This window comes from Mycobacterium sp. IDUB_24 (assembly GCF_055419385.1).
Genome location: NZ_JBVAXO010000002.1, coordinates 798,667 through 819,753 on the forward strand (window position 1 = coordinate 798,667; position 21,087 = coordinate 819,753).

Here is a 21,087-nt window from a genome sequence, read left to right on the forward strand (position 1 = left end):
GTGTGGATCAGCGGGCGGGACGCCGATTCAGCGACCGCGCACCCATGATCAACAGGAACACGATCACGGCGCCGACGATCGCCACGCCGACCCGCACCGGCAGTGAATCCGCCGGTGGCAGAACCGAAGCCGCCTGGGCAGCGGTCGGTTGGTCGGCCTTGGGGGTGATCAGCGACGGATCGGGGTCGACCAGGGACCCGACCTTGGTTCCCGGAGGAGTGGCGAACCCGTAGTCGAGCAGGTGTGCCGCCTGTTCCCATGGCGCGATCGGTACCCGGGTGCCCTTCATCAAGATGGCCACCAGGCGCCGACCGTCACGGTTGGCCGCGCCGACGAAGGTCTGCCCCGCGTCATCGGTGTATCCGGTCTTGCCGCCCATCGCGCCCGGGTAGTTGTAGAGCAGCTTGTTGTCGTTCTCCACCGGGTAGGACGGATTGCCGTCGCGGCCGGGAAAATCGTAGGTCTGGGTGGCGACAATGTCGGCGAATGCCGGGTTCTGCCAGGCATATCGGTAGAACAGGCCGATGTCGTAGGCGGAGGTGCTCATACCGGGTCCGTCGAGGCCCGACGGGGTGGCCGCCCGGGTGTCGCGGCCACCGAGCTTGCCGGCCAGAATGTTCAGCTTCTGCAGCGCGGGGTCCATGCCGCCCAACTGGGCGGCCAAGGCATGCGCGGCGTCGTTGCCGGAGTGCATCAGCAGACCGTGCAGCAGGTCGTTGATGGTGTACTGGCCGCCGGGCCCGACGCCTACCCGGGTGCCCTCGGAGTTGGCGTCATCCTGGGTGCCGGCAACCAACTTGTTGAGGTTGAGTTCGTTGAGCGCGGCGGTGGCCACCAACACCTTGATGATGCTCGCCGGACGGTGACGTCCGTGCGGGTCTTTGGCGGCGATAATGTCGCCGGTGTCGAGATCGGCGACCACCCAGGACTCGGCGGAGACGTCGTTGGGCAGTGGTGGGGTGTTCGCCGCGGTGATCACGCCGCAACCCGACAGCGCCTCGCCGCCAATCGTCTTGGTGGGCACCGGTAGCGGGCCGGGTGCGGCTTCGCCCGGCTTGGGTACCTCGGAGGCGTCCACGGCCGGAGGTGTCGTCACCTTGTACGGGCATTCCGGGGCCGGGTCGGCATTGGCCACGCCGGCTGTCATGAGGGGTGCCGTCAGCATCGCCAGTGCCGCGAATGCGGACACTGCGCGCTGAGCGGTCCTGCGCAACGTCGCCATCGTGACCGAAGGTTAGGCGATTCGGCACCGATTTCCGGTTTGCCACGCTGTGACGTGTGTGACTGGTGTGAAAACTGGGGGTTGGCGACCGGTGCTTCCGCTCGGCGCCGTCGACGTGCCGCCTGTCACCTCGGGCGGTAGGTGACGGCATCGCGGCTAACCCAAGTCGCGGAGTTCGGCGTAGGCCAGAGAAGGGAAGGCGATCGTCGACATCCACAGCTTGCCCGCCGATTCCACCACCCCGGTGACGGTGCCGAAGTCGGGACGTGTGGTCTGGATACCCGTGAGCACCTCGCCGGAGTCGGCGTCGAACGCCAGCACCCACACCTGTGGCTTGATCTTCGGCTGCAGACGATCGGGCAACCGCCACAGCAGTTTTCGGATCACCGGCGCATGAGGTGCGAGCGCCTCAGCAGCCGCGTTGGGTGGTGACACCATGGCTACCCAGATCCGACCGTCGGCACCGGTGGAGATGTTGTCCGGATACCCCGGCAGGTGCACCGTCAGCGGTGTCACCGTCCCGGCCTGTGGCCCGCTCAGCCAGTACTTGGACAGCCGCCGGCCCTGGGTTTCGGCGAACACGAGTGCTGACTCGTCGGCGGTGGTGGTCAAGCCGTTGGCGAAGTACAGGCCATCCAGCAACGTGGTGACCGAGCCGTCGGTATCCAGCCGGAACAGGCCGCCACGCCCGCGGGCCTCCATGATCGCTCCAGGGAAATGCTCGATATGGAACTGGCTGGTCGACTCGGTGAAATAGATTGTGCCGCCTGCAGTCTCGGTGACGTTCGAGCAGAATTTCAGTGGACGGCCGTCCACTGACTCCACAAGCGTGGACAACACTGCGGAATCAGGATCCAAGGCCAACAGCCCGCGGTGGCTGTCGCAGATCAGCACTCGCCCGTCGCGGGCAACGTGCATGCCCAGTGGGCGGCCGCCGGTGTCAGCCACCACTGCGGCCGCCCCGTCGGGCGAAACCCGCACGATGCGGCCGTCCTCCAAACCGGTCCACAGTTGTCCGGATGAGTCGACGACAACATCCTCCGGCCCGTCGCCGGGCACCGGCACGACGGTAAGCTCGGCCGGCCCGAAATTCGGCAGCTCGTCAATGGGAGGCGGTGTCCAGCGGACTGGATCTATCGGCGGTTTGCGCGGCACGCCGCCAGTCTGACGCCGAGAGTGCGCTGAGATCGTGATTTCGCGCGAGAACTCGATCTCACCGCACGCTCGGCAAGTTCAGGTCAGAGCAGCTTTCCGGCTTCGGACAGTACGCCGTGCAGGATTTCGTAGATCGCATCGAACTCCGCCTGGCCACTGATCAGCGGCGGGGCCAGCTGGATCACTGGGTCGCCACGGTCGTCGGCGCGGCAGTACAGCCCGGCCTCCCACAGTGCGGGGGTCAGGAACCCGCGCAGCAGCCGCTCGGACTCTTCGTCGTTGAACGTCTCCTTGGTCGCCTTGTCCTTGACGAGCTCGATGCCGTAGAAAAAGCCCTCACCGCGGACATCGCCGACGATGGGCAGGTCGTAGAGCTTCTCCAAGGTGGCCCGGAAGGCCGGGGCGGCTTCCTTGACGTGGTCGTTGATGCCCTCGCGTTCGAAGATGTCGAGGTTGGCCATGGCGACCGCGGCCGAAACCGGGTGCCCGCCAAAGGTATAGCCGTGGCCGAAGACCGTCTTGCCGTCATTGAACGGCTCGAACAACCGGTCGCTGGCCACCATCGCGCCCAGCGGGGAGTAGCCCGACGTCAGGCCCTTGGCGCTGGTGATGATGTCCGGCACGTAGCCGAAGTCGTCGCAGGCGAACATCGAACCGATGCGGCCGTAGGCGCAGATCACCTCGTCGGACACCAGCAGCACGTCGTACTCGTCGCAGATCTCGCGCACTCGCTCGAAGTACCCGGGCGGCGGTGGGAAGCAGCCACCGGCGTTCTGCACCGGTTCCAGGAACACCGCGGCGACGGTGTCGGGGCCCTCGAATTCGATCGACTCGGCGATCCGGTCGGCGCAGTACCGGCCGAAGGCCTTCTCGTCGTGCCCGTATTCGGCGGGCGCCCGATAGAAGTTCGTGTTGGGCACACGGAAACCGCCGGGGGTAGGCGGATCGAACGGCGCCTTGAACGCCGGGATGCCGGTGATGGCCAGGGCTCCCTGCGGCGTGCCGTGATACGCGATGGAGCGCGATATCACCTTGTATTTGCCCGGCTTGCCGGTCAGCTTGAAGTACTGCTTGGCCAGTTTCCACGCGCTCTCGACGGCCTCGCCTCCGCCGGTGGTGAAGAAGACCCGGTTCAGGTCGCCCGGCGCGAAGTTGGCGACCCGCTCGGCCAGTTCGATGGCCGGCGGGGTGGCGTAGGACCACAGCGGGAAGAAGGACAGCTTCTCCGCCTGTTTGGCCGCGGCCTCGGCAAGTTCCTTGCGGCCGTGCCCAACTTGGACGACGAACAGGCCGGACAGGCCGTCGATATAGCTCTTGCCCTTGTCGTCGAAGATTCGGACACCCTCGCCGCGGGTGATGATGGGCGGTGTGATGCCCTCGCCGTGCCGGGAGAAATGTCCCCACAGGTGGCGGTTGGCTTTGGCGGCCAGATCTGAAGTGGTGGTCGGTGCAGTTTCTGTGATACTCATCGAGTTCCCCAATTGTATTGCTGTTTCACGAGTTTCAGGTAAACAAGGGTTTCGGTGGTTATCACTCCCGGAAGCGAGCGGATCTTGGTGTTGAGAAGCTCGAGGAGGCTGTCGTCGTCCTCGCAGACCACTTCGATGATGGCGTCGAACGATCCGGCGGTCAGTACCACGTAGTCGACGGCGTCGATGGCGGAGAGTTTTTCGGCCAGCTTCAGGGTGTCGCCGGTGCAGCGGATGCCGATCATCGCCTGGCGGGCGAACCCGAGTTGCAGCGGATCGGTCACCGCGACGATCTGCATGACGCCCGCGTCGACCATGCGCTGCACGCGCTGGCGTACTGCTGCCTCGGACAAGCCCACGGCCTTGCCGATTCCGGCGTACGAACGGCGGCCGTCGGCCTGCAACTTCTCGATGATCGCCTTCGACAGATCGTCGAGTTGAAAGGCGGTGCGAGAATTGTTGTTCACCCGCAGCTGGACGGGCTGAAGGTCGTCACCCTCCGGGTTGCTCATGCACCGATTGTGCACGGAATCCGTCGTTTGCGGCAACTGAATCGATGAAATCCCTTGTTTTGAGCGTATCGAACGCGGGATTGCGTAGAGATCAAATCTGCCATCGGTTACCGTGGGGCTCCATGAGCGTGGCAGTAAATGTGACGAGCAGCTGGATCAGCGGTGCGCCGGTCGCGACGGCTGGGCCCGTCCACCAGATCATCGACCCGGCCACCGGGCAGGCTGTTGCCGACTATGCCCTGGCCACCCCGGCTGATGTGGACTCCGCCGTCGCAGCCGCCCGGGCGGCATTTCCCAGCTGGTCCAAGGCAACGCCGGCCGAGCGGTCGGCGGTGCTGGCCAAGCTGGCCAAGCTCGCCGACGAGCATGCTGATCAGCTGGTTGCCGAAGAGGTCAGCCAGACCGGCAAACCGGTGCGGCTGGCCACCGAATTCGATGTCCCCGGCAGCGTCGACAACATCGACTTCTTCGCCGGTGCTGCCCGCCGCCTCGAGGGCAAGGCCACCGCCGAGTACTCCGGTGACCACACGTCGAGCATCCGACGCGACGCGGTCGGCGTGGTCGCGACCATCACCCCGTGGAACTACCCACTGCAGATGGCGGTGTGGAAGGTCATCCCGGCCTTGGCGGCAGGCTGCTCCGTCGTCATCAAACCCGCCGAGATCACCCCGCTGACCACGCTGACATTGGCGCGGCTGGCCACTGAGGCGGGCCTGCCCGACGGCGTGTTCAACGTGGTCACCGGAGGTGGCGCCGACGTCGGCACCGCACTGGCCGGCCATCGCGACGTCGACGTCGTCACCTTCACCGGTTCCACAGCCGTCGGTCGCAAGGTGATGTCCGCCGCGGCCGCCCACGGGCACCGCACCCAGCTCGAATTGGGCGGCAAGGCCCCGTTCGTCGTCTTCGATGACGCCGACCTGGACGCCGCGATTCAGGGTGCGGTGGCGGGTGCCCTGATCAACACCGGCCAGGACTGCACCGCTGCGACCAGGGCGATCGTGGCCCGCGACCTGTATGACGACTTCGTCGCCGGTGTCGCCGAGGTGATGAGCAAGATCGTCGTCGGCGACCCGCACGACCCCGACACCGACCTGGGACCGCTGATCTCGTTCGCGCACCGCGACAAGGTCGCGCAGATGGTGGCTCGGGCGCCCGGGCAGGGTGGCCGCGTCGTCACCGGTGGTGTGGCGCCCGATCTGCCGGGCGCGTTCTACCGGCCCACCCTGATCGCCGACGTCGCCGAAACGTCTGAGGTGTATCGCGACGAGATCTTCGGTCCGGTGCTGACCGTGCGGGCGTTCACCGATGACGACGACGCGATCCGGCAGGCCAACGACACCGACTACGGGCTGGCTGCCTCGGCCTGGACCCGCGACGTGTACCGCGCGCAGCGGGCTTCCCGCGAGATCAACGCCGGCTGCGTGTGGGTCAACGACCACATCCCGATCATCTCCGAAATGCCGCACGGCGGCGTCGGCGCGTCGGGCTTCGGCAAGGACATGAGCGACTACTCGTTCGAGGAGTACCTCACCATCAAGCACGTGATGAGCGACATCACTGGTGTCGCCGAAAAAGAGTGGCACCGGACGGTTTTCACGAGGCGCTAGGGCTCGTCCATGCCGCTGTCACACGGCGGGATTAAGCTGGGATCGTGACCACTGCGGCGCGCACCGATGAATTCGAGGCGCTGCGGCCGCACCTGCTGGCGGTCGCCTACCGGTTGACGGGTACCTATGCCGATGCCGAAGACATCGTGCAGGACGCCTGGCTGCGCTGGCATGACAACCAGACCGCGATCGCCGACCTGCGGGCCTGGCTGACCACCGTGGTCAGCCGGCTCGGCCTGGACCGGTTGCGCTCTGCGGCGCACCGCCGCGAGGCTTATTACGGCGAATGGCTGCCGGAGCCCGTCGTGACCGGGCTCGACGCGAGCGACCCACTCAACGCGGTGGTGGCCGGGGAAGACGCCCGGTTCGCGGCGATGGTGGTGCTGGAGCGGCTCACCCCCGATCAGCGGGTGGCCTTCGTGCTGCATGACGGGTTCGGCCTGCCGTTCAGCGAGATCGCCGGTGTGCTCGGGGTCAGCGACGCCTCCGCCCGCCAGTTGGCGTCGCGGGCCCGCCGCGCGGTCGCCGACAATCCTCCGCCGTCTTCGCCCGACGATCTGCACAACCAGGTGGCCGGCGAGCTGATGGCCGCCCTGGCGTCGGGGGAGCTCGACGCCGTTGTCCGGCTGCTGCATCCCGACGTCACCTTCACCGGCGATTCGAACCGTCGCGCCCCGACGGCTGCCCGCGTCATCCACGGTCCGGACAAGGTGGCCCGGTTCATCCTCGGACTGTCTCAACGTTATGGGCCGAATTGGTTGGCAGGCAGCCAATTCGCGCTTGTCAACGGCCAGTTGGGCCTCTATACGACGGGCGCGCCGGCCGGCGACGGATACCCCGAGATGATGCCGCGTGTCACGGTCTTCACGGTCCGCGACGGCAAGGTCTGCGCGGTGTGGGATATCGCCAACCCCGACAAGTTCACCGGATCCCCACTGAGACGAGGTGCACAGTGATGCCGAACGAACCCGGAACGATGGCCCACACGCTCAGTCGAATGATGTTCCGCGGCATGGACAAGATGCGCCACCGTGAGGCCTTCGACATCGGCCCGGCAACGGGGTCGGATTTCGCCGGGTTCGAGAACCATCGGCAGATCGTGTTGGTGACGTTCAAACGCTCAGGTGAGGCAATGCCCAGCCCGATCAACCACGGTGTGGCAGACGGGAAGCTCTACGTGCGCACCGATGCGTCGACCGGGAAGGTCAAGCGCATCCGCAGCAACCCGAATGTGCTTGTGGTGGCGAGCAATCTGCGTGGCAAACCCATCGGCCCGGTGGTGGCCGGCGTGGCGCGTGTCTTGCCCGAGGCAGAACACGCGCACGCCGACGCAGTGATCGCCGCCAATTGGAGCGCCCCCATGAAACTGTTCGAGCGCACCCTCGACTACGGCAGCCAAACCATGGACATGCCAATCGCTTTCATCGAGATCACGCCTGCTCCGGCGTGACCATCACAGAACGTAGGGGATCAGCGCCTTGCGGTCGGTGGGGTACTCGGGAAACTTGTCCTGATACCAACTGTGAGTGCCCAGCGCCCGGGGAATCAGATTGCCCGCGGTGATCAGCAAGATGGCAACGCCGGGCAGGGCCCAGGTCAGCAACGCGAAGCCGGACCAGGCGATGATCTCGCCGAGATATGCCGGGCTGGTGACGAACCGGAACCCGCCACCGAACGGAATCCGATATTCGGCAACACCGGGATTGTTCTTGTCCCGCAGGTTGCGCACGATCGATTCCGAGTTGACCAGCAGCGCGAACCCGCACAGGTAGATCGCCAACCCGATCAGGAATCGCGGATCGGTCAGCCAGGCAGTGGTGTACTGCCCGAAGAAGTCGTGGCTGAACAGGGTGCCGTTGAGGTAACCGTGCATCGAGGTGACGAGCATGCCCATGACGATCACCGAGATGTTGAAGGTGCCGCGCTTGCCCGGAACCTGGCGGATCGCGAGCGGGAAGAACCACCCCCGGTTGGCGTAGTGCAGCATCCAAATTCCGGCGAGCACAAGTGATGTCGGCTCGAATCGGTTCGGCCCGGCCAGATAGCTGACCAAGAACACCACGGTCGCGGGTATCTCCATCAGCCACCAGCCGAGCTTCGGGTTGAGGTTGAGGCCGAGTTTCGTCGTCGAGAAGCGCCCATAGGAGCTCTGCGCGAAGAAACCGCCGATGATCACGAATGCGGCGAACACGAAGGCCGCTGTCAGCACCGTGTCATAGAACGTGTTGCCGGTATACCAATGCACTCGGCTTGTCTATCACTGTGCCCAAGGCACCCGGCACGCATCCCCGGAGTTGAAGCCCTGCTCGGTGATGCCCAGAGCCGAGTACATCCGCGATCGCATGTTCTCCACGCCGATCTGGTAGGTCAGCTCGATGACGCCGTCGTCGCCGAAGCGCCGGCGTAGGTCGGCAACCTGCTCGTCGGTGACGGTGTGCGGATCAGTCGTCATCGCGTCGGCGTAGGCGATCGCGGCGCGCTCGTCCTCGGTGAACAACGGCGAGGTGGCGTAGTCGTCGATCGACTTGAGCCGCTCCACGTCGAGGTTCTCCAGCCGCATCAGCATGGAGCCGAAGTCGACGCACCACGAGCAGCCGACCGTGCGGGCGGTCCAGAACACCGCGAGCTCGCGGACCGTTGCGGGCAGCTTCTTGGAGCCACCCTGCAACAGCATCTCGTGGACGCCGTTGGCGAGCAGCAGGCGCGGGTGGTTTGCGGCCACGGCGAACGGCTCGGGCACCTCACCGAACTCGCGCTTGGCGTACCAGTACATGGCGCGGGTCAGGAGGCCGGCTTGCTTGGGGGTTACCGCGGGGATTCGGGCCTTTGTCTCGGTCATATCAGTTAGACGAGGCAGCCCCTGAATGTGTGACAGCGCCGAGCGCTCGCGGGCGGTGGAACCTCGTTGACCTGCGCTGCGTCATACCCGTATGCCATTTTTGGGTTCCGAGGCGCTCGCGGCCGGCAAGCTCAATCGGTATCAGCTGACCACGCGTTACGACATGGTGCACTGGGACGTCTATGTCCCGCGCGGTACCGTGCTCAATCCCGTCGACAAGGCGATCGCTGCCTGGTTGTGGTCGGAGCGACGAGCGGTCGTAGCCGGATTGTCGGCGGCTGCGCTCCACGGCTCTAAGTGGATCGATGCGAAACTGCCCGCCGAGCTGAATCACGCGAGCCGGCACAAGACCTCCGGCATCATCCTGCACAGTGACAAGCTCGCACATGACGAGATCTGTGTGGTCGACGGTGTCCGGGTAACGACACCGGCCAGGACTGCGTTCGACCTTGGTCGGCGGCGAGGGCAAGGCATCGCGGTTGAGCGCGTGGACGCACTGCTGCAGGCGTGCGATCTGAAACTTGTTGACATACAGGCACTTGTCAGAGAGCACCGGGGCGTGCGTGGACTCGTGCAACTGCGGCGGGTACTCGACCTTGCCGACTACGGTGCTGAGTCACCGCAGGAAACCCGCCTCCGCTTGCTCTATACCGAGGCTGGCATGAGGCCGACCCAGACTCAGATCGAAGTGTTCGGTTACTGGGGTGAGCAGGTGGGACGCATCGACATGGGTTGGCCGGAATGGAAGGTTGGCGTGCAATATGACGGCATTCAGCATTGGACCGATCCGAGACAACGCACCAAGGACATCGACCAGGATGCGGAGTACCGCGAACTCGACTGGCGGATAGTCCGGGTTGGCGCTGACCTGCTTCGTCACCGCCAACGCGTGATCATCGCCCGCACCCGCGACGCACTGCGCGCGGCGGGTTGCCCAACGTGAAGAAGATCGCCAGATTTCCGAGAAATCTCGCGATCTTCTTCACACTCGGCACAAAGCCAAAGAACTCAGCGCGCGAACATCAAAGCGCGCTTGACCTCCTGGATCGCCTGAGTCACCTGGATGCCACGTGGGCAGGCCTCGGTGCAGTTGAACGTGGTGCGGCAGCGCCACACACCGTCGACCTCGTTGAGGATGTCCAGCCGCTCGGCGGCCGCCTCGTCACGCGAATCGAAGATGAACCGGTGCGCGTTGACGATCGCGGCCGGGCCGAAGTACGACCCCTCACTCCAGTAGACCGGGCACGACGTGGTGCAGCACGCACACAGGATGCACTTGGTGGTGTCGTCGTAGCGGGCCCGGTCGGTGGCGCTCTGGATGCGCTCCTTGGTGGGCGGGTTGCCGCTGGTGATCAGGTACGGCTTCACGGCGCGGTAGGCGTCGAAGAACGGCTCCATGTCCACCACGAGGTCCTTCTCCACGGGCAGGCCGCGGATCGGCTCGATGGTGATGGTGAGCTGCTTGCCGGCCTTCTTGGGCAGCAGGTCGCGCATGAGCACCTTGCAGGCCAGCCGGTTCACGCCGTTGATGCGCATGGCATCCGAGCCACACACGCCGTGGGCGCAGGAGCGGCGGAAGGTCAGCGTGCCGTCCAGGTAGCCCTTCACGTAGAGCAGCAGGTTCAGCAGCCGGTCTGACGGCAGGCAGGGAACTCGGAAGCTCTGCCAGCCCGCGGCGTCGGGGTCCTCGGGGTTGAACCGGGCGATCTTGAGGGTGACCATGACCGCGCCCTCGGGCACGGGTGGCAGCTCCGGGTCGCCGGCTTCGGGCTTGTCGATTACGGGTGCACTCATATCAGTACTTCCGCTCCATCGGCTCGTAGCGGGTCTGGACCACGGGCTTGTAATCCAGCCGGATGTCGGAGAGCAGGTCTTCGCCCTCCTTGTAGGCCATGGTGTGCCGCATGTAGTTGGTGTCGTCGCGGTCCGGGTAATCCTCACGCGCGTGCCCGCCGCGGGACTCCTTGCGGTTCAGCGCACCGACCACGGTCACCTCGGCCAGCTCCAGCAGGAAGCCCAGCTCGATGGCCTCGAGCAGGTCGCTGTTGTAGCGCTTGCCCTTGTCGTGCACCGTGATTCGGCTGTACCGCTCCTTGAGTGCGTGGATGTCGGTGAGCGCCTGCTTGAGTGTCTCCTCGGTGCGGAACACCGCGGCGTTGTTGTCCATCGACTGCTGCAGTGCGGTGCGGATGTCGGCGACGCGCTCGTTGCCGTGCTCCGACAGGATGTCGCCGACCCAGCCGACGACCATATCGGCCGGGCTCTCCGGCAGGTCGACGTGATTGTGGTTGGCGGCGTACTCCGCGGCGGCGATACCGGCGCGACGGCCGAACACGTTGATGTCCAGCAGCGAGTTGGTGCCCAGACGGTTGGCACCGTGCACCGACACGCACGCGCATTCACCCGCGGCGTACAGGCCGGGGATGACGTTGGTGTTGTCGCGCAGGACCTGTCCGTGGATCGTGGTCGGGATGCCGCCCATGACGTAGTGGCAGGTCGGGTAGACCGGCACCAGTTCGGTCACCGGGTCCACACCCAGGTAGGTGCGGGCGAACTCGGTGATGTCGGGCAGCTTGGCTTCCAGCACGTCCGCGCCGAGGTGACGCACGTCGATGTAGACGTAGTCCTTGTTCGGTCCGGCGCCACGGCCTTCGAGCACCTCGAGCACCATCGACCGGGCGACGATGTCACGCGGCGCGAGGTCGACGATCGTCGGCGCGTAGCGCTCCATGAACCGCTCACCCTCGCCGTTGAGCAGACGACCGCCCTCGCCGCGTACGGCCTCGGAGATCAGGATGCCCAGGCCGGCCAGGCCGGTCGGGTGGAACTGGTGGAACTCCATGTCCTCCAAGGGAAGTCCCTTGCGGAAGATGATGCCCAGGCCGTCACCGGTCAGGGTGTGGGCGTTGGAGGTGGTCTTGTACATCCGGCCCGAACCGCCGGTGGCGAAGACGACCGCCTTGGCATGGAAGATATGGATGTCGCCGGTCGCGAGCTCGTAGGCGATGACGCCGGTGGCCACCGGGCCCGCCGGGGTGTCGGTCAGCGCGATGTCCAGCGCGTAGAACTCGTTGAAGAACTCGACGTCGTGCTTGACGCAGTTTTGGTACAGCGTCTGCAGGATCATGTGACCGGTACGGTCAGCGGCGTAACAGGCCCGGCGCACCGGGGCCTTGCCGTGGTCGCGGGTGTGCCCGCCGAACCGGCGCTGGTCGATGCGGCCCTCGGGCGTCCGGTTGAACGGCATGCCCATCTTCTCGAGGTCCAGCACCGCGTCGATGGCTTCCTTGGCCATGATCTCGACGGCGTCCTGGTCAGCGAGGTAGTCGCCGCCCTTGACGGTGTCGAAGGTGTGCCACTCCCAGTTGTCCTCTTCGACGTTGGCCAGCGCGGCGCACATGCCGCCCTGCGCTGCGCCGGTGTGGGAGCGCGTCGGGTACAGCTTGGTCAGCACGGCGGTGCGGACGCGCGGACCGGCCTCGACGGCCGCGCGCATGCCGGCGCCGCCGGCACCGACGATGACGACGTCGTAGCGATGTTCCTGAATCATTGGTTAGCCCCCAATATTCGGGTCGAAGGTGACCAGGACATAGGTACCCAGAACCAACGTGAACCCTGTCGCCAGCAGAAGCAGCGAATTCAGGTAGAACTTCGTGACGTTCTTACGGGCATAGTCCCCGATGATGGTGCGCAGGCCGTTGGCGCCGTGGATCATCGCGAGCCACAGCAGGGCCATGTCCCAGATCTGCCAGAACGGCGAGGCCCAGCGCTGTGCGACATAGTTGAAGTCGATGCGGTACACGCCGTCCTGCCACATCAGCATGATGAACAGGTGGCCGAGCGCCAGAAAGACGAGTGCCAAACCAGAAAATCTCATGAACAGCCAGGCGTACTTCTCGAAGTACGGAATGCCGCGGGCACGACGGGGCGCGCGCGGGTGGTCCAGCGCGGCGGGCCGGTCGTGCTCACGTTCCATCACCGGTGCCGGACGGCCCAACCGCGACTCGCCCGCTCCTGGCGCGCTCACAGGAACCGCTCCACCATGTGCATACCGATGACTCCTAGTGCTGCGATGAGGACCACGGCAAAGAGGCCGACGGCGACCGCGAGCATCTGCCGCTGGTAGCGGGGACCCTGCTGCCAGAAGTCGATGAGGATGACGCGGATGCCGTTCAGTGCGTGAAACAGCACCGCGGCGACCAAGCCCATCTCCATCAATCCGACGATGGGTGTCTTGTACGTCTCGATGACCTCGTTGTAGGCCTGCGGGCTCACCCGGACCAGCGCGGTATCAAGGACATGTACGAACAGGAAGAAGAAAATTGTGGCACCGGTAATACGGTGCAATACCCAGGACCACATTCCCGGATCACCCTTGTACAGGGTGCGCCGACGGGTCTTCCTGGGTTGCGGAGCCGGCACCTCCGTCTGAGTACTCATCTCGCCCTCCAACGTCTTCGGTGGACGTTCGGGACTGCGGAGTGAATTAGCCCCAAACCTCGGGGCGACTCTAAACCCATTTGTACTGGCGAAGGAATTACGGTTGAGCCGTTCGACCTGAAAATCGCATGAAAGTTAGGCTTACCTATCTTGCAGTGCGCGCCGCGAATTGGGGTTTCGGAATGCATTCAGAACCTGTGTCGGGGGTTGTCTCGTGACGGTTGCCGTTGACTGGGATCTGTTGCGTCACAAGGCAATCGAAGCATCATCTCACGCCTATGCGCCATATTCGGGATATTCGGTGGGGGCTGCCGCTCTGGTCGACGACGGCCGCGTCGTCACCGGATGCAATGTGGAGAATGTCTCATATGGCCTAGGTCTCTGTGCCGAGTGCGCTGTGGCCTGTGCCCTCCATTCCGGCGGTGGCGGAAGGCTCATCGCGCTGTCGTGTGTGGGCCCCGACGGGGGCGTTTTGATGCCTTGCGGGCGCTGTCGGCAGGTGCTGCTCGAACACGGCGGTCCCGAGTTGCTCATCGACCATCGGCACGGCCCGCGCCCGCTGCACGAGCTGCTCCCCGATGCCTTCGGTCCCGCGGATCTGGAGCGTAGGTAAGGCCAAGTGGTCCAACAACTCCGGGTTACCGGCGAGTAGGTTGGCGGCCATGCCGCATCTCGACGCGCCGACCGTCATCCGGACCAAGCGTGACGGCGGTGTGCTGTCCGACGCCGCAATCGACTGGGTGATCGAGGGCTACACCCACGGGCGGGTCGCCGACGAACAGATGTCGGCCCTACTGATGGCGATTTTTCTGAAAGGCATGGCACCCGCCGAGATCGCCCGTTGGACGTCGGCCATGGTCGATTCCGGGGAGCGGTTCGACTTCACCGACCTGCGCCGTGACGGCCGGCCGCTTGCGTTGGTGGACAAGCACTCCACCGGTGGAGTGGGGGACAAGATCACCATTCCGCTGCTGCCGGTTGTGGTGGCCTGTGGCGCCAGTGTTCCGCAGGCGGCAGGGCGCGGGCTCGGCCACACCGGCGGCACGCTCGACAAGCTTGAGGCAATCCATGGCTTCACCGCTGAACTGACCAAAGGCCAAATCCGGCAACAACTTCGGGATATCGGTGCAGCGGTGTTCGCGGCCGGGGAGTTGGCGCCGGCCGATCGCAAGATCTACGCACTACGGGATGTCACCGCCACCACCGAGTCGTTGCCGCTGATCGCCAGTTCCGTGATGAGCAAGAAGCTGGCCGAAGGGGCGCGATCGCTGGTGCTCGACGTGAAGGTGGGGCGAGGGGCGTTCCTCAAGACCGAGGCCGAGTCCCGCGAACTGGCGGCCACCATGGTGGGCCTGGGCAATGCCAACGGGGTCCCGACCCGGGCCCTGCTCACCGATATGAACTGCCCGCTGGGGCGGACCGTCGGCAATTCCGTGGAGGTCGCCGAGTCGCTGGAGGTGCTGTCCGGGGGCGGTCCGTCCGACGTGGTCACCCTGACCCTGGCGCTGGCCACCGAGATGCTCGACGCAGCCGGTGTCGACGGCACCGACCCTGCCCAGACGCTGCGCGATGGCAGCGCGATGGATTGCTTCCGTGCGTTGGTGGCGGCCCAGGGTGGGGACTTGACCCGCCCGTTGCCCATCGGGACGGCCACCGAGACCGTGACGGCCCCACACGGCGGCATCATGGGTGACCTCGACGCCATGGGAGTGGCGCTGGCGGCCTGGCGGCTGGGTGCGGGCCGCGCCCAGCCGGGTGAGCCGGTGCAGTTCGGTGCGGGCGTGCGGATCCACCGCAAGCCGGGGGAGCCGGTGGCCGCGGGGGAGGCGCTGTTCACCCTGTACACCGAGACCGCCGAGCGGTTGCCCGGCGCACTCGCCGAGCTCGAGGGCGCCTGGACGGTCAGCGACACCGCGCCCACGCAGCGGCCCCTGATCATCGACCGGTTGTAGGTATTCACGATCCCTCTGGTCAATCGGGAACCCAACTGCTAGGCACAGATGGTGCCCGACGACGATCTTGCGGATTTCCAACGGTCAGAGTTCAGCTACCAATCCAAGACCCGCTCCGTGTTTCGGCGCGGAGACGGGCCGGCGGTCGTCATCATCGCCGAAATGCCTGGCATCACCCCCAAAGTCCTCGACTTCGCCCGCCAGGTCAGCGGAATCGGTTGCACCGCAGTCCTTCCACACCTGTTCGGAGTCCCAGGCCGCGATCCGAACCCGGACGCACGCGGCAAGGTCGGTTTTGTCGCGAATGCTGTTGGCACGCTGGTGCCGGCCTGCATCAGCCGGGAATTCGTCACGCTGGCCACCGGCCGGACTTCCCCGGTCATCGACTGGCTGCGGGCCCTGGCCAGGCACGAACACGAGCGTTGCGGCGGGCCCGGCGTCGGCGCCGTAGGCATGTGCTTCACCGGTGGCTACGCCCTGGCAATGGCGACTGACGACGCTCTGCTCGCCCCGGTGCTGTCACAACCTTCGATGCCGTTCGGTCTGACCGACCGTCATCGCGGGTCGATCGATATCTCGCCCGACGACCTGGCCATCGTCCGGCAACGGTGCGCCCGCGGTCTGACGGTTTTGGGGCTGCGGTTCACCGGGGACCGGCTGGTGCCGGCAGAACGCTTCGGCTTCTTGCGTGAGCAGCTCGGTGACGCATTCGTGGCGGTTGAACTCGATGATGCCGACGCCAACCCCGACGCGACGATGCGGCCGCACTCCGTGCTCACCGAACACCTGATCGATGAACCCGGTCAACCCACCCGAGCGGCGCTCGACCAGGTGCTCGACCTGTTTCGTCACCGACTGTTGAGCGGGTCGCAGCCTGAATGATCCGCGCTGACGGGCTCGCTGTGCGCATGATGGAGTGATGAGTACGCCGCTGAGTCTGGACAAGATCCAGCACGCTCCCAAGGCCCTGCTCCACGATCACCTCGACGGTGGTCTGCGTCCGGCCACCGTGCTCGACCTCGCCGGTCAGGTCGGCTATGACGACCTGCCGGCCACGGACGTCGACGAGTTGGCCACCTTCTTCCGCACCGCGGCGCACAGCGGGTCGTTGGTGCGCTACCTGGAGCCATTCGCCCACACCGTCGGGGTGATGCAGACCCCGGAGGCGCTGCACCGTGTCGCTTACGAGTGCGTGGAGGACCTCGCCGCCGACAACGTCGTCTACGCCGAGATCCGGTTCGCCCCCGAACTGCACATCGACGGCGGCCTGTCGCTCGACGACGTGGTCGACGCCGTGTTGGCCGGCTTCGCCGACGGGGAGAAGGCGGCCGCCGCCGAGGGGCGCGCCATCACCGTGCGCTGCCTGGTCACCGCGATGCGCCATGCTGCCCGCTCCCGTGAGATCGCCGAGCTGGCAATCCGGTTCCGCGACAAGGGCGTTGTGGGCTTCGACATCGCCGGGGCCGAGGCGGGCTACCCGCCCACCCGGCACCTCGACGCATTCGAATACATGCGAGGCAACAACGCGCGCTTCACCATTCACGCCGGTGAGGCGTTCGGGCTGCCGTCCATCCACGAGGCCATCGCGTTCTGCGGTGCCGACCGTCTGGGCCACGGCGTGCGCATCGTCGACGACATCACCGAACTCGACGACGGGACCCAGCGTCTGGGCCGGCTGGCATCCATCCTGCGGGACAAGCGAATTCCGTTCGAGATGTGCCCCAGCAGCAACGTGCAGACCGGAGCGGCGCCGAGCATCGCCGAGCATCCGTTCGACCGGCTTGCTCGGCTGCGGTTCCGCGTGACCGTCAACACCGACAACCGGCTGATGAGCGACACCACCATGAGCCAGGAGATGCTACGGCTGGTCGAGGCGTTCGGCTACGGCTGGAGTGACCTGGAGCGGTTCACCATCAATGCGATGAAGTCGGCCTTCATCCCGTTCGATGAGCGGCTCGCCATCATCGACGAGGTGATCAAGCCCCGGTACGCGGTGCTGGTCGGCTGAGAGATTGGCGCGGGGCGGGCAGGAACGGCTGAACTAGACTCCGGCCGTGAGCCAGTGGGGGAGTTCGCCGTGGGGCGACAACGATGGTCAGCCCGGTTCCTCGCCGTTCGGTCCGCCGGTATTCGGCGCCGCCCCGGGGTTCGCGTCTCAGCCACCGGGGTACGGGTACCCGCCCCAGTTCACACCCCCGCCGCCGGAGGAGGATCGCCGACGCAGGGCGAAGTTGATCGGGATGATCGTCGCGGCGGTGGTGGTTGTTGTGGCGCTGGTGGTCGGCGGGGTCCTGGCCTGGACGTTCGGTTCGGGGCCGCAGCCGTTGTCGGAGGCCGATACCGCGGCCGGTCGGGCCGAGATCGCTGCGGAGGAGCGTCCGCCGGGGGCGGTGAAGGCCCCCACCCTGACCAGCGCGCCCACCACCCCGCTGTGGACCTATCCGCCAGGCGAGAACACCCTCGGTCTTGTCCGCCTCCTGGGCGGTGATGCCAAGACCGTCATCATCCAGGCGGCCAACTCCTTGATCGCGCTGGATGCCACCAACGGCTCTCCGCGATGGCAACAACCGTTGCGGATCATGCAAATGGGTTGTGTCATCGGCACTTCGGGCCAGGCCGCCCTCTGCAACGGTGGAGCGGCGGCCATCCTCATCGACATGGCGACTGGTGTGACTAAGGAATCGAAGTCGGCCAAAGGACACAACGCCGACGTCTACGGCGGCGCCGGCATGTTGGCCGTGAAACTGGGAAAAGAATTCACGATGTTCGATGATTCGGGACGGCAGCTGTGGTCGAAGCAGTTTTCATCGGAAATTATCTCCGTGTTCCTGGATCAAGGCATCGTAGCCAACTTCGTTGGTACCACGACGACGTTCTACGACGCCAAGACCGGCGACCAATTGTTCGCGGTCGACGAGACCTACAGACCACCAGTCGCCACCAGTCGCGGCATTGCTGTGTCGCGTGGGAAGGACAAGAATTTCAAGTCGCAGATCGACTTCTACTCGTTCAGCGGCAAAATCGCCTGGCGGATCACTGCAGATCGCGGCTATCGGCTTCCCTCCAGCACGGATGCAGGCATCGCCAGTTCAGTTTCGGAGGCGGCTTGGCAGTCGGGTGTCACGTCGGCTGTCAGATCGCTGATCGTGTACAACAGGGAGAAGAATGAGATCGCCGGGGTGGACGTCCTGACCGGAGAATTGACGTGGACCCAGCAGATTTCGCTGCCTGCGGAGGCGGCGGTCAGCCTCGGCGGTTTTGGCAATCTGTGCGTTGTTTCGTACACGACTGGCACTGCCGGGGCAAAGCGGGTGCGGGACTGCAGTGACGGTACCGGTGCGTTTCTTGACAGGTCGAAAATCATTCAACTCGTCGCCGCCAACGACACCCAGGTTCTGGGCTTCGCTGATCCCGACTCGGCGAGCCGCAGTCGCTGGGGTCCGGTGACCGCCTTTGACTCCGCAACCGGCCGGCAGTTGTGGCAGTTGCCCGAGATGGGTTCAATCGACTGGGTGGGTGACGGGCTGTATTCGTCCTGGAACTCGTCGTACTACGGCATCGGGCGGCTGGCCTGAGCCGATGCCGTAGGCCTGATAAATGTGACCTGGCAGGAGGGTATGCAGGAGTCCAGGATTTCGTTAAATGGGCTGATCGAGATTTCAGGATTCCCGCTGCGGTTGTACTGGCCCAAGGAGGAGGCGCTCGACGGCACCTGGCAGCCGCCGAAGGTCACCAAACACTGATCCGCGCCGGACACGTCAGCCGCGCAGTACCCCCCGTAATGCGTCGGCGAAAATCCCTGGCGCGTCCATGAATCCACCGTGGTCGCCGGGGAATCTCACCGGACGCACGCCCAGTAGATCGGCCAGGGCCATCGTGGTCCGCTTGGTCAACAGGCGCCCGGACTCCTCGCCGAGTCCCAGCACCACCTGCCCGTTCATCAGCGCCGTGACATCGGGCAGATAGCGGGTGGTGGCGCGGAGCTCGTGGTTGAAGAAGTGTGCCGCGTCGCGCAGCTCCTGCTCGCTCGGTGCGGGCATCTCCCGTGCACCGGGCGGTACGTCGAACCCGGCGTTGGCCATGAACATTCCCCAGGCCGCGAACATCCCGTCGCTGTTGAAGGTGGCGATGATGTCTTCGGTGGCAGCGCGTTGCTCAGCGGCGTCGGGTAGCAATTCGAGCAGGGGAGGCTCGTGCGCGACCAGGATGCGCACCCGGCCGGGGTGGCGGGCCACCAACGACAGGCCCGTCACTGCCCCGCCCGACGAGCCGAACACATCGGCGGAGTCGGCGCCCAGATCATCGAGGATCGCGACGACGTCATCAGCCCGGCGCTCCGGGATGGAGTTCTCGGTCTGATCGTCGACGGAACTACGGGCGATGCCGCGCGGGTCCGCGGTCACCACGGTGTGGTCCCCGGCCAGCGCGTGCGCCAGCGGTGCGAACTCGGCGGCAGCCATCGGCGCGCCGAGGATCATCAGCAGCGGGCCCTCGCCGCGCACCTCGTAATGCAGGCGTGCGCCAGGAACCTCGACGGTGTGCGTGGAAAGGCTGGTCGATGCGGTCATGAGTGATCTGACCGCCTGCGCGGCCAGAACTCATCGGATCGCGGCTACTCCGCGCGCAGGCGTGACTCCACGAAACGCTCCAACGCTTCCCACTGCTCGACGGCCTGGGCATACGGCGCGTCGGGCTTGCGGGCATTGTCGTTGCCCAGGACATACCCGACGAACTTGCCGAGGGCCTTGGTACCGGCCAGCGTCTCGTCGACGGTCTTGTCCTCGGAGTAGTCGCTGACGTCGCGCAACAATTCGACGGCCAGTTCCAGCTGGTCGTGGTCGACCGCGTCGGGTCCGTCGGCGATGTCGTCGGAGATGCCGGACAAGACGTAGATGTTCTCCTCGGCGACGTCCACCCGCAGCGAGCCGTCGGTGGCGGCGGTCCTGATGTCGTCGTAGGTGGCCAGGTCGGACAGGTCGTGGTCGTGCTCGTCGGCCAGGTAGCGGGCCAGTGCGCGCTCCGAGCTGAACACGCTGATGCGACCGTTGCGGCCGAGGAAGACCGGATCGTCGTCAAGGTAGCAACGCAGGGTGTAAACGGTCCCCGAGCCGGTCATGATGCGCACCGGGTCGATGCCGACCTTCTGCCAGAAGTCCTCGTCGTCGCCCAGGACAGCGGCGTCGGCAGCGCTGCGCACGGGTTCGGCCGCCGCGGTGTCGTCCTCGTCGCTCTCGGCGTCGTCGTCTTCGGTGTCGGCGACCAGGTCGTCTTCGTCCTCTTCGGGAGCCGGTTCCTCGAGCTCGGCCTCGGCCTTCTTGACCGCGTCCTCGTCGATGTCTTCGGGAATGGTGACAACCTCGTCGATGGCGTCGAGCACGCCGTCCCAGCCGCGCGCGATCACGGCTTCGATCTCGGCCCAACGCTTGCGCCCGGAGCGCCCGGTGAAGCCGTCCGCCCCGCCACCGAGTGTGCCGAGCACCGGGTTGCCGTTGAACAACTTGCTGATGGCCGCCAGTTCACACACCGAGCCGATCGAGGAGACCAGAACCAGCGTGCGGTGCACAGTCGCGACAGACTCTTCGGTCGGCTTGTCGGCAACCAGCTCCGGGATCCCGACGATGTCGTATTCACGGTCGTCGGCCGGCTGCAGCTTGTGGGCGTTGGCGGCGGTCAGCTTGTCCCACGCCGGGTGGTCGGCCAGATCGTTGTCGGTGTTGGTGCGGACGAATGCCGCGAGGTCAGCGACCGATTCGAAGGCGAACAGGGCGTCACCCTCGCCGAGGAAGGCCTCCCACTCGTCGCCGGCATCACGCCAACGCGGAGCCCACAATGTGTAGAGGTCGCCCTTGGTCAGCCCGAGCCGAATCGGGACGATGTCAGCAGCCATG

General features: G+C 65.7%; 22 protein-coding genes and 1 pseudogene. 10 read left to right on the forward strand and 13 right to left on the reverse strand.

The genetic code is table 11. The features are described from left to right. Positions 1-7: 7 nt before the first annotated feature. The 4 genes from ACZYZF_RS11525 to ACZYZF_RS11540 all read right to left on the reverse strand — a co-directional run bounded on the left by ACZYZF_RS11525 (position 8) and on the right by ACZYZF_RS11540 (position 4,358). Positions 8-1,222, reverse strand: coding sequence for a D-alanyl-D-alanine carboxypeptidase family protein (locus ACZYZF_RS11525; protein ID WP_463835739.1), 1,215 nt, complete (start codon positions 1,220-1,222; stop codon positions 8-10). A 156-nt stretch (positions 1,223-1,378) separates the two neighbouring features. Then, a complete protein-coding gene (locus ACZYZF_RS11530) occupies positions 1,379-2,377 on the reverse strand; it encodes an SMP-30/gluconolactonase/LRE family protein (protein WP_463835741.1) in 999 nt (332 codons plus the stop codon). 83 nt (positions 2,378-2,460) lie between these two features. Beyond that, entirely contained in the window at positions 2,461-3,846 is a 1,386-nt protein-coding gene (locus ACZYZF_RS11535) for an aspartate aminotransferase family protein (protein WP_463744775.1), read from the reverse strand. Further along, on the reverse strand, positions 3,843-4,358 hold the full coding sequence (locus ACZYZF_RS11540; protein ID WP_463744774.1) for an Lrp/AsnC family transcriptional regulator: 516 nt from the start codon (positions 4,356-4,358) through the stop codon (positions 3,843-3,845). The genes ACZYZF_RS11535 and ACZYZF_RS11540 overlap by 4 nt, the downstream gene beginning before the upstream one ends. A 122-nt stretch (positions 4,359-4,480) precedes the next feature. Here ACZYZF_RS11540 and ACZYZF_RS11545 point away from each other — a divergent pair, with 122 nt between their 5' ends. The 3 genes from ACZYZF_RS11545 to ACZYZF_RS11555 are packed head-to-tail and all read left to right on the forward strand — an operon-like array spanning position 4,481 to position 7,418. Then, the gene (locus tag ACZYZF_RS11545) at positions 4,481-5,968 is read left to right on the forward strand and encodes a gamma-aminobutyraldehyde dehydrogenase (protein WP_463744773.1); all 1,488 of its coding nucleotides are present in this window, start codon (positions 4,481-4,483) and stop codon (positions 5,966-5,968) included. Between the two features lie 44 nt (positions 5,969-6,012). Continuing rightward, positions 6,013-6,924, forward strand: coding sequence for a sigma-70 family RNA polymerase sigma factor (locus ACZYZF_RS11550; protein ID WP_463744772.1), 912 nt, complete (start codon positions 6,013-6,015; stop codon positions 6,922-6,924). Then, the gene (locus tag ACZYZF_RS11555; RefSeq protein WP_463835742.1) at positions 6,924-7,418 is read left to right on the forward strand and encodes a PPOX class F420-dependent oxidoreductase; all 495 of its coding nucleotides are present in this window, start codon (positions 6,924-6,926) and stop codon (positions 7,416-7,418) included. The genes ACZYZF_RS11550 and ACZYZF_RS11555 overlap by 1 nt, the downstream gene beginning before the upstream one ends. Positions 7,419-7,421: 3 nt before the next feature. On the opposite strand, the gene ACZYZF_RS11560 is transcribed toward ACZYZF_RS11555, so the two are convergent. Together ACZYZF_RS11560 and ACZYZF_RS11565 are read right to left on the reverse strand one after the other, a co-directional pair. Then, positions 7,422-8,213, reverse strand: a complete 792-nt coding sequence (locus ACZYZF_RS11560; RefSeq protein ID WP_463835744.1) for a phosphatidylethanolamine N-methyltransferase family domain-containing protein — start codon at positions 8,211-8,213, stop codon at positions 7,422-7,424. A 12-nt stretch (positions 8,214-8,225) separates the two neighbouring features. Next, positions 8,226-8,840: pseudogene (locus ACZYZF_RS11565) on the reverse strand (carboxymuconolactone decarboxylase family protein); the annotation flags it as partial. A gap of 58 nt (positions 8,841-8,898) precedes the next feature. Between ACZYZF_RS11565 and ACZYZF_RS11570 the strand changes: the two are divergent. Further along, positions 8,899-9,750 (forward strand): hypothetical protein, encoded by an 852-nt coding sequence (locus tag ACZYZF_RS11570; RefSeq protein ID WP_463835746.1) that lies wholly within the window; start codon positions 8,899-8,901, stop codon positions 9,748-9,750. Between the two features lie 65 nt (positions 9,751-9,815). Here ACZYZF_RS11570 and ACZYZF_RS11575 read toward each other — a convergent pair whose 3' ends face one another. Genes ACZYZF_RS11575 through sdhC form a run of 4 tightly spaced genes read right to left on the reverse strand, consistent with a single transcriptional unit; the run spans position 9,816 to position 13,247 of the window. Beyond that, positions 9,816-10,601 carry a succinate dehydrogenase iron-sulfur subunit gene (locus ACZYZF_RS11575; protein ID WP_463744769.1) on the reverse strand — a complete coding sequence of 262 codons (786 nt, stop codon included), beginning with the start codon at positions 10,599-10,601 and terminating at the stop codon, positions 9,816-9,818. Position 10,602: 1 nt separating this feature from the next. Next, positions 10,603-12,357 (reverse strand): succinate dehydrogenase flavoprotein subunit, encoded by a 1,755-nt coding sequence (sdhA, locus tag ACZYZF_RS11580; RefSeq protein WP_463744768.1) that lies wholly within the window; start codon positions 12,355-12,357, stop codon positions 10,603-10,605. A gap of 3 nt (positions 12,358-12,360) precedes the next feature. Next, positions 12,361-12,783, reverse strand: a complete 423-nt coding sequence (locus tag ACZYZF_RS11585) for a succinate dehydrogenase hydrophobic membrane anchor subunit (protein WP_463745279.1) — start codon at positions 12,781-12,783, stop codon at positions 12,361-12,363. Between the two features lie 47 nt (positions 12,784-12,830). Further along, positions 12,831-13,247, reverse strand: a complete 417-nt coding sequence (gene sdhC, locus ACZYZF_RS11590; RefSeq protein WP_463744767.1) for a succinate dehydrogenase, cytochrome b556 subunit — start codon at positions 13,245-13,247, stop codon at positions 12,831-12,833. A 214-nt stretch (positions 13,248-13,461) separates the two neighbouring features. On the opposite strand from sdhC, the gene ACZYZF_RS11595 reads away from it, so the two are divergent. The 4 genes from ACZYZF_RS11595 to ACZYZF_RS11610 are packed head-to-tail and all read left to right on the forward strand — an operon-like array spanning position 13,462 to position 17,207. Beyond that, positions 13,462-13,860, forward strand: a complete 399-nt coding sequence (locus tag ACZYZF_RS11595) for a cytidine deaminase (protein WP_463835748.1) — start codon at positions 13,462-13,464, stop codon at positions 13,858-13,860. Positions 13,861-13,909: 49 nt separating this feature from the next. Then, entirely contained in the window at positions 13,910-15,199 is a 1,290-nt protein-coding gene (locus ACZYZF_RS11600) for a thymidine phosphorylase (protein WP_463835750.1), read from the forward strand. 51 nt (positions 15,200-15,250) lie between these two features. Beyond that, positions 15,251-16,081: a dienelactone hydrolase family protein gene (locus ACZYZF_RS11605; protein WP_463835751.1), complete on the forward strand. Its 831-nt coding sequence runs from the start codon at positions 15,251-15,253 to the stop codon at positions 16,079-16,081. Between the two features lie 37 nt (positions 16,082-16,118). Next, complete coding sequence (locus ACZYZF_RS11610) at positions 16,119-17,207, forward strand: adenosine deaminase (protein ID WP_463835753.1); 1,089 nt, start codon at positions 16,119-16,121, stop codon at positions 17,205-17,207. Positions 17,208-17,354: 147 nt separating this feature from the next. Here ACZYZF_RS11610 and ACZYZF_RS11615 read toward each other — a convergent pair whose 3' ends face one another. Then, positions 17,355-17,603: a hypothetical protein gene (locus ACZYZF_RS11615; protein ID WP_463741548.1), complete on the reverse strand. Its 249-nt coding sequence runs from the start codon at positions 17,601-17,603 to the stop codon at positions 17,355-17,357. Between ACZYZF_RS11615 and ACZYZF_RS11620 the strand changes: the two genes are divergently transcribed. Both ACZYZF_RS11620 and ACZYZF_RS11625 read left to right on the forward strand, forming a co-directional pair. Beyond that, entirely contained in the window at positions 17,590-18,774 is a 1,185-nt protein-coding gene (locus ACZYZF_RS11620) for an outer membrane protein assembly factor BamB family protein (RefSeq protein ID WP_463835755.1), read from the forward strand. The genes ACZYZF_RS11615 and ACZYZF_RS11620 overlap by 14 nt on opposite strands. 24 nt (positions 18,775-18,798) lie before the next feature. Continuing rightward, positions 18,799-18,942, forward strand: coding sequence for a hypothetical protein (locus ACZYZF_RS11625; RefSeq protein WP_463835756.1), 144 nt, complete (start codon positions 18,799-18,801; stop codon positions 18,940-18,942). A gap of 15 nt (positions 18,943-18,957) precedes the next feature. On the opposite strand, the gene ACZYZF_RS11630 is transcribed toward ACZYZF_RS11625, so the two are convergent. Continuing rightward, a complete protein-coding gene (locus ACZYZF_RS11630) occupies positions 18,958-19,767 on the reverse strand; it encodes an alpha/beta fold hydrolase (protein WP_463835757.1) in 810 nt (269 codons plus the stop codon). 44 nt (positions 19,768-19,811) lie between these two features. Continuing rightward, a complete protein-coding gene (gene satS, locus ACZYZF_RS11635; RefSeq protein ID WP_463835758.1) occupies positions 19,812-21,086 on the reverse strand; it encodes a protein export chaperone SatS in 1,275 nt (424 codons plus the stop codon). Position 21,087 lies beyond the last annotated feature (1 nt).